Here is a 9885-nt window from a genome sequence, read left to right as displayed (position 1 = left end):
TAGCCGGTCAGATCCGCCATCTCCGCGTCCTCGAAGATGTTCCGGCGCAACTCGCGGAAAATCGTCGAACGATGCCGGCCGAGCTTCTCGGCGATCACATCGACACTGACCCCAGCCTGACGCCAGCGGGCGATCTTGCGCCGCTCATCGAGATCAATCTGCGAGTAGGTGCGTTTCATCTGCGCTTCCTTGCTTACGATAACCCATTGGTATCGCTGCAAAGTCGCACTTCAAGGTAGAACCCACCCCCGCTACATGTCGATGTCGCGTAATCTATCTTATGGAACTTCCACCACGACAAGATGGCTGTGGTTCTCCCCCAGTCCGCAAAAAGCAATGTTCGCAGATCAGGCAGCCACTCATCAGTGCCATCGGTGAGTTCGCACCTGCGCGGGTAAGCCAACATAGAGCAAATTTACCGGCAAATCCCGCCTGCTGGTAGGTTCTGGACGGTCGTAAGAAATCTCGAGGCACCAAGATGCCGGACCTGCTGGTTGAAACTTCCAGCAAGTCACTCGCGCCTTGACCCCGACCTCTGTGCCTCCATCGCCAGGCAAGGGAGGCTGCCTGGATGTCCCTACTCCAGGCCGAGCCGCTGTCTCCTCCTTGTTGCCCAGGCGGTGATCAGCTGGTCGGCGGTCAGGCCCATGAAGGCGACGCAGAGCCCGAGTACCAGGCCCTTGCCTGCGTCGTTGAAGGTCAGTGCCCGGAAAATCTCCTGGCCGATGTCCTTGGTGCCGATGAAGGCTGCGATGATGACCATGAACAGCGCGAACATGATGGTCTGGTTGATGCCGAGCATGATCTCGGGAAAAGCGAGCGGCATGCGGATGTTCCACAGGAGCTGACGCCTGGTGCAGCCCGAGGTGATGCCGGCCTCGACGATTTCGGATGGCACGTTGCGCAGTCCGAAGATGGTGTAGCGCACGATCGGGATCATCGCATAGATGATGATGGCCGAGATCGCAGCGACATCGCCGACCTTGAACAACATGATGACGGGGATCAGATAGATGAACGAGGGGAAGGTCTGGAAGGTGTCGCACAACAGCCTGACGATGCCGGTGCGGCGCTCGGTGCGCGATGCCCAGATGCCGATCGGCAGGCCGATCAGGACACAGATCAGCACGGCGACCGTTACCATATAGGCGGTGATCAGCGAACGCTCCCAATAGCCGGCAAAGGCGATGAACAACACGAAGCCGGAAACTGTGAGGGCTAGGCGCAGGCCGCCAAGCGACCAGCCGGCGGCCGCGACAAGCGCAACCATCGCCGTCCACGGAATGCTCTGGAACAGGTCACGCACAGGGATCAGTACGTAGAGCAGCATGGCGTTGCGCAGATATTGCAGCGGTTCGTAGAAGGTCACCGTGACCCAGCCGACGAGCGCGTCCCAAAACGGCGCGGTGCTGAGCGTGAGGCTGGATGGCCAAGCTTGCGCATAGGGCGTGACGAGCGAAAGCAAGAGCGAACCGAAGATGACCAAAGCCGCGGCCGACAGGAACGGAAAGCGCTGCAGGAATGTGGAATCGTCCGCAACGTGCGATGGCTCTTTATGGGCTGCCGCCCGGCTCAACTGGTCGAGCGTGATCGCCATCAAGACGATCGCAACACCACTTTCCAGTGCCTGGCCGATCTTGAGTGCCTGCAGCCGAAACAAAAGATCGTGGCCGAGGCCCCTGGCCCCGACAAAGGATGCGATCACCACCATTGCCAGGCACTGCATGATGACCTGATTGACGCCGACCAGCAGCGCTTGCCTGGCGGCGGGGATTTCGACCATCCACAACGTCTGGAAGCGAGTGCAGCCGGCCATTTTTCCGGCCTCGCGGATCTCTTCGGCAACACCCTTCAGTCCAAGGATGGTGAGCCTTGCCATGGGCGGGATGGCGAAGATGACAGTGGCGATGGCGCCGGCCTTGTGACCGACACCGATGAAGACGGCGATTGGGATCAGATAGGAAAAATGCGGCAGCGACTGCAGCACGTTGAGCAGCGGCACGACTATCGCCTCGAACCAAGGCTTCTTGACCGCCATGATGCCGATCGCCAAGCCGACAAGGCCAGCGATGGGTGCGGCGACAAGCACCACAGACAGCGTGATCATCGACAGCTCCCATTTGCCGAAGATCGCCATATAGGCGACACAGCCTGCCGCCAGCGCGCCAAGCCGCCAATCTCTCAGATACCAGCCCAGTACGCCCGACAGGCCGGCGATCATGACCCACGGCATCGCGGGCACGCCGATTTGCGGGAAACCGGCGACCAGCAGGCCTTCGACGAAGGCCAAAGGCCAAGTGATGAGTTCGGCGATCCAGCGCGTCAGGTCCTTGAATGAGAACAGGCCGAACATCGCGTCGTCTCGCATGTGCTCGACCAGCCTATTTGCCCAGTCGACGAATGGGACGGTCCAGGCCTTGGGCACCTTCACCGCCCATTCGGGAAGCAGCGAGGCGGCCAACATCAGGACGATGAAAGGCAACACGATGAGCAGCGGCTTGGACATGCCGGCAAGGGTCTTGGGCTGCTCCATCTCTTCTGGGCGCGTCAGCGTCGTTGAGGTCATGCGCACTGTTCCCTGCCGTAGAGCGCGTCGATCAGGCTGTCGCGGCTTAGCGTGCCGACCAAAGCGCCCCCGTCGTCGACAACATCGACAGGGCGCTCCGACATCAACACCTGGCGGGCGACGCTTGCCAAAAGCGCCTGCGCCTGGACTGCAGCCACATCAGGTGTGCGTGACGATGCAGGTGCCATGACCGCGCGGACCGACATCAGGCGATCATGGGCGACGTTGCGGGTGAATTCGGCGACATAAGGGGTCGCCGGACAGGTGACGAGTTCTTCCGCGGTGCCAAGCTGTTCGACGACGCCGTCCTTCATGATGGCGATCCTGTCGGCAACGCGGATCGCCTCGTCGAAGTCATGGGTGATGAAGACGATTGTCTTGTTGAGCACCTGCTGGAGGCGCAGGAACTCGTCCTRCATTTCCCTGCGGATCAACGGATCGAGGGCCGAAAACGGCTCGTCGAGAAACCAGACGTCGGGACCCACGGCAAGCGAGCGGGCAATGCCGACACGCTGTTGCTGGCCGCCCGAGAGTTCGCGGGGATAGTAGCCCTCGCGCCCCTTCAAGCCGACGAGCTCGATCACTTCGCGTGCGCGTGCCTCGCGTTTGTGCCGGTCTGTACCCCTGACCTGGAGCGGAAAGGCGACGTTGTCGAGCACCGTGCGATGCGGCAGCAAGGCGAAATGCTGGAACACCATGCCCATCTTGTGACGCCTGAGTTCGATCATCTCGCGCTCGGACGCTGCGAGAATGTCCTGCMCCTCGAACATCACCTCCCCGGCCGTCGGCTCGATGAGACGGGCGAGGCAGCGCAGCAAGGTTGACTTGCCGGAGCCCGAAAGGCCCATGACAACGAGAATTTCGCCGGGCATCACCTCGAAGGACACATCGCGGACGGCGGGGATGTAGCCTTCAGCCCTTATGGCTTCGATCGAAGGGTTGCCGCCTTGGCGGCGCAGAAAGCCGGCAGGGTCAGAGCCGTAGAGCTTCCAAAGGTTGCGGCATGCGATTTTTGCTTCGGTCATGTCGAGTTTGCCTCTCGCCAAAGTGGCCGATGGATGCGCGCGGCGAGGTGACGCCTGCATTGTGCAAGCGTCACGACACCACGACACGACTTTTCGATGCAGGACTTAGCTGCCGGAACCGAGCCAGGTCTTCCAACGCGCCTCATTGTCAGCCAGCCATTTGTCGGCGGCCTGTTCAGGCTCCATGTTGTCGATGTCGGCCAGCTTGGCTTGAACAGCGATGTCCATGTTGGTGAAGTTGATCTTCTGCAAGATCGCGTAGGCCTTGGGCCACTTGGTGGGGAATTCCTTCCAGGCGGCGATCTTCAGATAGCCGTCTTTCGGATTGCCGCAGTCGTAGCTCAGTTCCTTGTTGGTGCCCCAGGACGGATCGTCCTTGCATTTCGGGTCGAAGGCCGGGAACTCGACGAACTTGCCATCATAAAGCGCTTCGACGAAGTTCGGCGTCCAGTTGAACAGGACGATCGGCTCCTTGCGCTTGACGGCGGAATCGAGTTCCGCCCACAGTGCCGCGGACGAGCCGGCGTTGACGACTTCGAAATTCAAGCCGAGGGCTTCGACGCGCTCGGCGTCATGCTTCAGCCAGTCGACCGGGCCACCGAGGAAGCGGCCCTTCGGCGCGGTCTCAGCCGTTGAGAACTTGTCGGCGCAGGCATTCAACGCCTCCCAGGCCGGCAATCCGGGGCAAACTTCTTCGACATAGGTGGGGTACCACCACTCTTCGCGCGTCTTGGCATCGTGGGTGGCGGCATCGACGACACAGCCCTCCTTGAGCACCTTCTGGAACGCAACGCCGAAGGCGCCTTCCCAGACTTCGTGCACCAGGCTGACGTCGCCTTCGCAAAGTGCCGTGTAGACGACCTGGCTATCGGCGGAGACATATTCGACCTTGGCGCCGCCCTTTTCGAGCAGCTTGCCGACTATATGGGCGCCGACGATCTGGCTCGACCAATTGTGGGTCGGGATCTTGATGGCGTCTGTGGAATCCTCGGCGAATGCCGTGCCCGCCGCGAAGGCCAGGATCGTGGCCATGGCTGCAGACTTCGTGAACTTGCTCATTGAAGCTCCCATTGTTTTGTGTTGCGATCGTTCCCGTGGAGTTTCGGATGTTGGCTCTATGGGCCTGTTCCTTTTCCGCTCCAGCCCCGCAAACATAGCGGTAAGAAGTGAACCGGTGTCGGGAGGGGTGTAAAAGTCGTGGTCTGACTTGTGAAAAGATGTTAATCGGGAATGGGGAGGACAAGATGGCATGCGGGTTCAACATCACATCGTGATCGTGGAGGATGACCTGGTCACGCGGGCAAAACTTGCCGGCTATTTCCTGGCCGAGGGCTACAAGGTCAGCGAAGCGGGCGACGGCGAGCAAATGCGCACCATCATGGACCGGCATCCGGCCGACCTGCTGATGATCGACATCAATCTGCCTGGCGAGGATGGGCTCAAGCTTACCCGCGAGCAGCGCGAACGCTCCGATGTCGGCATCATTCTGGTTACCGGTAGAACCGATACTGTCGATCGCATCGTTGGTCTCGAAATCGGCGCCGACGACTACGTGACCAAKCCGGTCGAGCATCGCGAACTGCTCGCTCGCGTGAAAGGTCTGCTGCGCCGGGTCGGCAAGGGCCGGCAACCTGCGATCGCTGCAAGCTCACGCCATTTCTACGGCTGGACGCTCGAAGTGTCGCGCCGCACGCTGCAGGCGGCCGACGGCACTTTCGTCGAGCTGACGGGAGCCGAATTCAAGCTTCTGTCGGTGTTGACCGCCAACCCTGGCCAGGTGCTGTCGCGCGAGCGCCTGCTGCACGAGATATCGCGGCGCGAATGGGACGCCAGCGACCGCACCGTCGATGTGCTGGTGCGACGACTACGCCAGAAGCTGAACGACAATCCGCGCTCGCCCCGCATCATCGTCACGGCCCATGGCGAGGGATATTTCTTCGCACCTGACGCCAGCCAGGCGCCTCGGGGGGCTGCAAACTTCTAGTCTGCCCCCTGCCCTCGTGCCGCCTCAGGCCGATTGCGCTGGGGCGCTCCCCAGCATCTTTTCCCATTGCCGCGTGCCCTCGGCAAAGGCTGCCTCGCACGCATTGACCATGCGCCTCAGCTCGGCAAGGGACGCTGCGACTGACGCGGTTTCGAGCGCCTCGGCAGACTTCAGCAAGCGTGGAAATCCAAGTGAACCGGCCGAACTTCGCGTCGCATGGGCTAGGTCCCGGATGGCTTCGCGATCACCGGCTTTCACGGCGTCATGCATCGAGCGAAACCGCTTGGGCAGGCTGTCATGAGCGATGCGATGCAGACGCAGTACCGTTTCGGAACCGAGTGCTGCGAGATCGGCCTGGCAAGCCGCAGCGTCCAGTGCCGCGACCACTGGCGAAGCCGGACCCAACCGATCGGCGAGAGTGGCAATCGCGTCGAGCAGGTGCTCATGCACGATCGGTTTTGCAACGAAGGCATCGACGCCTGAATCGAGATAGCGGTCGACGTCGGTCTTGAACACATGCGCCGACATGGCAACGACAGGCAGGCCGGGCGATGAAAGCTCAGCCCGTATCCGTTTCATCGTCTCGATCCCATCAATGCCGGGCAGGCTGACATCCATCACCACGACATCCGGCTTGAAATCGGCGATCGCTTCGAGGGCGAGATAGCCTGAGCTCACGGCCTTTACATGGTGACCTGCCTGGGACAGTAAGGTGGTGGAGACCAGCCGCGTCGCATCGTCGTCCTCGACCACCAGGATATTGCGTGGCAGCAAGGCAGGCACGCGCCTGCGGCGGTGTTTTTCGGCAGCAAGGTTTGCGCCGACGGCTTTGTCCAGCACCAGTTCGAGCGTGAATACACTGCCCTTGCCCGGCTGCGGGCCGACCACCAGATCGGCTCCCATGAGCCGGGCAAATTCGCGGCTGATGGCCAGGCCCAAACCGGTGCCGCCAAATCGACGGGTGATTGTGGCATCCATCTGGGTGAAGGCCTGGAAGATGTCCTCCTGTCGTTCCGGCGAGATGCCGATACCGGTGTCTGAAACGACAAGGCGCAAGCTCTGCGCCTGCTTGGCGTCGGCTGCGAGCTTGACCTCGACCAGCACCTGGCCGTGCTCGGTGAACTTGATTGCGTTGCTGACTAGATTGAACAGGATCTGGCGTATCTTACCCGCGTCTGCGGTAAAGGCGGGCGCGAGTTTCGGGTCAATCTCGAGGCTCAGCTCGAGGCCCTTTTCGGTCGCCATCGGCCGCATGAAGGCGACCACCCCGGTGACCAGCTTCGATAGATCGAAATCAACCTTTTCGATGGCGATACTGCCCGACTCGACCTTGGAGTAGTCGAGGATAGTGTTAAGAATTCCGAGCAACGCTTCGCCGGAATTCGCCGCGACCGAGAGGTGTTCGCGCTGTTTGGGATTGAGCCTGGTGTCGGCAAGCAGCCGCATCATGCCCAGCATGCCGGTCATCGGCGTTCGTATCTCGTGGCTCATGGTGGCGAGGAAGGCCGACTTGGCGCTGCTTGCCTGTTCGGCCCTGGTTCGCGCCTCACCATGGTCGATCGCCTCCTTGCGCAGCTGCGTATTGACCTGCCTGATCTGCTCGGTCTGTTCTTCGACCAGTTGTTGCAGCTCTTCGCGGTGGCGCCTCAATTCGTCGGTGATGCGCTCGCGCTCCTGCTCCAGTTCGAGCCGCCGGCGCGATTCATCACGGAACTGGTTGACTGCGACCGCCATGGTGCGCAGTTCGTCATCGCCGGTGTCGGTCACCGTGACATCAAGGTCGCCGGCTGTCAGCCGCTGCATGGCGCGCGACAGTCCGCTCAAACGCCTGACAAGGTTGCGCTCGACATAAAGCCAGACGATCGCACCTGAAACCAGCACCGCGCCGACCAGAGTGACGATGAGCACGATGACACCGATCCGCACCGCGTCGTCGGCGCGGTTCGCGGTGGTCTTGGCGAACTCGTCGGAGCGGTCGAGGACGTCCCTGGCCACCTGGTTTTGCGTCACGGCAAGGTCGCGATTGGCCTGGGCCATGGCGTCGAGATCGCCAGCAAGGTCGATGACGTGCTGGCGGCGGCCGAAGATCGATCCCGACACCGGCACGTCGCCAGCGGCGGCTTCAATGGCGCCGAAGAACTCCATGCCCTGCTTGCGCCGCACCGGATCGTCAATGCTGAGGATGCGGCGCCGGATGACTTTCACATGATCCTGGAATATGCCGCTGATCTCGCTGATCTCGGCTTTCGATTCAGCCCGGCTCAACCGGTTGATCAACAGGCTCACCTGCGCGCTGCGATGGCGAAGTTCGTACATGCGCTCCATCAGATAGATGTCGTGTTCGATCAGCCTGTCTACGGCGCTGTAGGCATCCTCGCGGCGCTCCGGGTCGCCGATCAGCCCGTAGAGATTGGCCGTCACCGCCGATGCGCCGGCAGAGGCGTTGGAGATCAATGTCTCCGACAACAGCAATATCGATTGCGCGGCGGCGGCTGTGGCCTCGGCACCGTCACGATAGGCCTTGTCTTCTTCCAGCCTTTGACGGACCAGCTCGTTGTTCTGCTTGAGGTTGGCAAGCATCTTTTCGACCGAGCCGGCGAACTCCTCGACCAGCTTGGGATCGATCGACAGGCGCCTGACTTCGGCCAGCGACTTGACGATCTCCTGCGACAACCCCGCAAGCTTCGCCTGTTCGGCCAGCAACTCGTCGCGCGAGCGCACGGCTGCAAGTGCCGGGGCGGTAGCGACCAGCTTGGCGCTCAGTTCGGCCGTGTGCTGGGTCGCGGCCACCGCAGGCAGCGCCTGGGCATTCACCACGGCTTGGGCGGCGGCGATGTTGCGCAGGATCAGCCAGCTGGCGATGCCGGACGACAGAGACAAACCAGTGATGCACAAGAAGGCGAGGAACAACCTTCCGCCGATGCCGAACCTATGAAGCATGGCTCATATAACCATGGTTTGCGCTGCCAGCGTAAGCTGTCTAGCGTAAGCGAATGAAATCCCAAGCACGTCGTCATCGCTGGAGCTTCCTTGCCGTTGGATTTCTGGCGCTTGGCGCGAGCTGTCCTGCCGGGGCGCAAGAAGGTACGGTCAGTTGGAGGCTGAACGCCTGGGACCCGCCATTCGACTATTCCCACCCGCCGACGGAAGTCGACTATCAGCCGGTCGCCAAGGCCGCCAAGCCCTGGCGGATTTGCGCTTCCTATCCGCATCTGAAGGATTCCTACTGGGTCAGCGTCAACTACGGCATGGTCGAGCAGGCGCGCTCGGCGGGCGTCAAGCTGACGGTCGTGGAAGCTGGTGGCTATCCCAATCTCGAGCGGCAGATCGAACAGATCCGGACCTGCAGCGCTACTGCCGACGCGCTCATCGTCGGTACGGTTTCTTATGAAGGGTTGACGCCGACCATCAAAGAAATTGCCCGCCGCATCCCGGTCATTGCCACGGTCAATGACATTGACGACGCTGGGATCACTGCGAAGTCGGGCGTCTCCTGGGAAGAAATGGGCCAGTCGATCGGCGCCTATCTCGCCCGCCTTCATCCGGTAGGGACCATGCCGGTCAAGGTGGCATGGTTTCCCGGGCCCAAGGGTGCGGGCTGGGTCAAGTTCGTTGAAGCAGGATTCCAGCTGGCGCTGAAGCAGAGTTCGGCCCAGATCGCCGCCGTCAAATGGGGCGACACGGGGCTCGAGATCCAGCTGCTGCTGATCGAGGAACTGCTCGAGACGCAGCCCGATATCGACTACATCGTCGGCAGCGCGCCGACCGCAGACGCTGCCGTCAGTATCCTCAGGGCCCAGGGCCGGGCGAACCACATCCAGATCCTGGCCGACTACTTCACCCATGGTACATTCCGGGAAATCAACCGGGGCAAGGTTGTGGCAGCACCCACGGATTCGCCGCCGCTGCAAGGCCGCATTGCCATCGACCAGGCGATCCGGGCGATCGAAGGCACGCTTAGCTATCGCCATGTCGGCCCGCCGCTCCAAGTGATCGACCGGACCAATGTTCAGTCGCTCGATCTAGAGCGGAGCCTCGCGCCGGCCTGGTTCAAGCCGACCTTCGAGGTCCAGTGAGGCGGCGTGCCGCTGTCCGGTCACAACTTTTCACATAACGCTTGCTGATTTTTACTTATCTCGGCGGACTGGTTCACAGCCGGCAAGTAGTCTGTTTCGATCATCTGCCTCGCGCAGGTTGCTGCATGGAGGCCGTGATGGCTATGACGGACGCTTCATACCCCGCCGTGACGGCTGGTCCGCCGCGGCCGAGCCTGATCCTGCAGCCCGGGCTGCTTATGCCCGGCACGGAGC

Annotated in this window: 7 protein-coding genes; 2 read left to right on the top strand and 5 right to left on the bottom strand. The window is 61.6% G+C overall.

Annotation, left to right across the window (positions count from 1 at the left end; genetic code table 11):
• From AC1DWF_RS27285 to AC1DWF_RS27270, 4 genes are all read right to left on the bottom strand, one after another.
• A partial coding sequence (locus AC1DWF_RS27285) for a helix-turn-helix domain-containing protein (protein ID WP_476842274.1) occupies positions 1-179 on the bottom strand: 179 nt, incomplete at its 3' end.
• A gap of 398 nt (positions 180-577) precedes the next feature.
• A complete protein-coding gene (locus AC1DWF_RS27280) occupies positions 578-2566 on the bottom strand; it encodes an ABC transporter permease (protein ID WP_476804530.1) in 1989 nt (662 codons plus the stop codon).
• Positions 2563-3591: a quaternary amine ABC transporter ATP-binding protein gene (locus AC1DWF_RS27275; RefSeq protein WP_476842273.1), complete on the bottom strand. Its 1029-nt coding sequence runs from the start codon at positions 3589-3591 to the stop codon at positions 2563-2565. Before AC1DWF_RS27275 ends, AC1DWF_RS27280 begins: the two co-directional genes overlap by 4 nt.
• Positions 3592-3696: 105 nt before the next feature.
• Positions 3697-4650 carry an ABC transporter substrate-binding protein gene (locus tag AC1DWF_RS27270; protein WP_476804529.1) on the bottom strand — a complete coding sequence of 318 codons (954 nt, stop codon included), beginning with the start codon at positions 4648-4650 and terminating at the stop codon, positions 3697-3699.
• A 190-nt stretch (positions 4651-4840) separates the two neighbouring features.
• Between AC1DWF_RS27270 and torR the strand changes: the two genes are divergently transcribed.
• Complete coding sequence (torR, locus tag AC1DWF_RS27265; RefSeq protein WP_476842272.1) at positions 4841-5575, top strand: two-component system response regulator TorR; 735 nt, start codon at positions 4841-4843, stop codon at positions 5573-5575.
• A gap of 24 nt (positions 5576-5599) precedes the next feature.
• Here the strand turns inward: torR and torS are convergent, their stop codons facing one another.
• Entirely contained in the window at positions 5600-8515 is a 2916-nt protein-coding gene (gene torS, locus AC1DWF_RS27260) for a TMAO reductase system sensor histidine kinase/response regulator TorS (protein ID WP_476789633.1), read from the bottom strand.
• A 53-nt stretch (positions 8516-8568) separates the two neighbouring features.
• Here torS and torT point away from each other — a divergent pair, with 53 nt between their 5' ends.
• Entirely contained in the window at positions 8569-9651 is a 1083-nt protein-coding gene (gene torT / locus AC1DWF_RS27255; RefSeq protein ID WP_476804528.1) for a TMAO reductase system periplasmic protein TorT, read from the top strand.
• The last annotated feature ends 234 nt before the right edge of the window (positions 9652-9885 follow it).

The organism is Aminobacter sp. P4_D5 (assembly GCF_056401815.1).
The sequence above is the reverse complement of the archived record's forward strand: the minus strand, read 5'-3'. Positions and strand labels throughout refer to the sequence as shown.

Coding starts and splice junctions, on each gene's coding strand:
- AC1DWF_RS27280 (WP_476804530.1), bottom strand. CDS start 2,566: ATGACCTCAACGACGCTGACGCGCCCAGAAGAGATGGAGCAGCCCAAG.
- AC1DWF_RS27270 (WP_476804529.1), bottom strand. CDS start 4,650: ATGAGCAAGTTCACGAAGTCTGCAGCCATGGCCACGATCCTGGCCTTC.
- torS (WP_476789633.1), bottom strand. CDS start 8,515: ATGCTTCATAGGTTCGGCATCGGCGGAAGGTTGTTCCTCGCCTTCTTG.
- torT (WP_476804528.1), top strand. CDS start 8,569: ATGAAATCCCAAGCACGTCGTCATCGCTGGAGCTTCCTTGCCGTTGGA.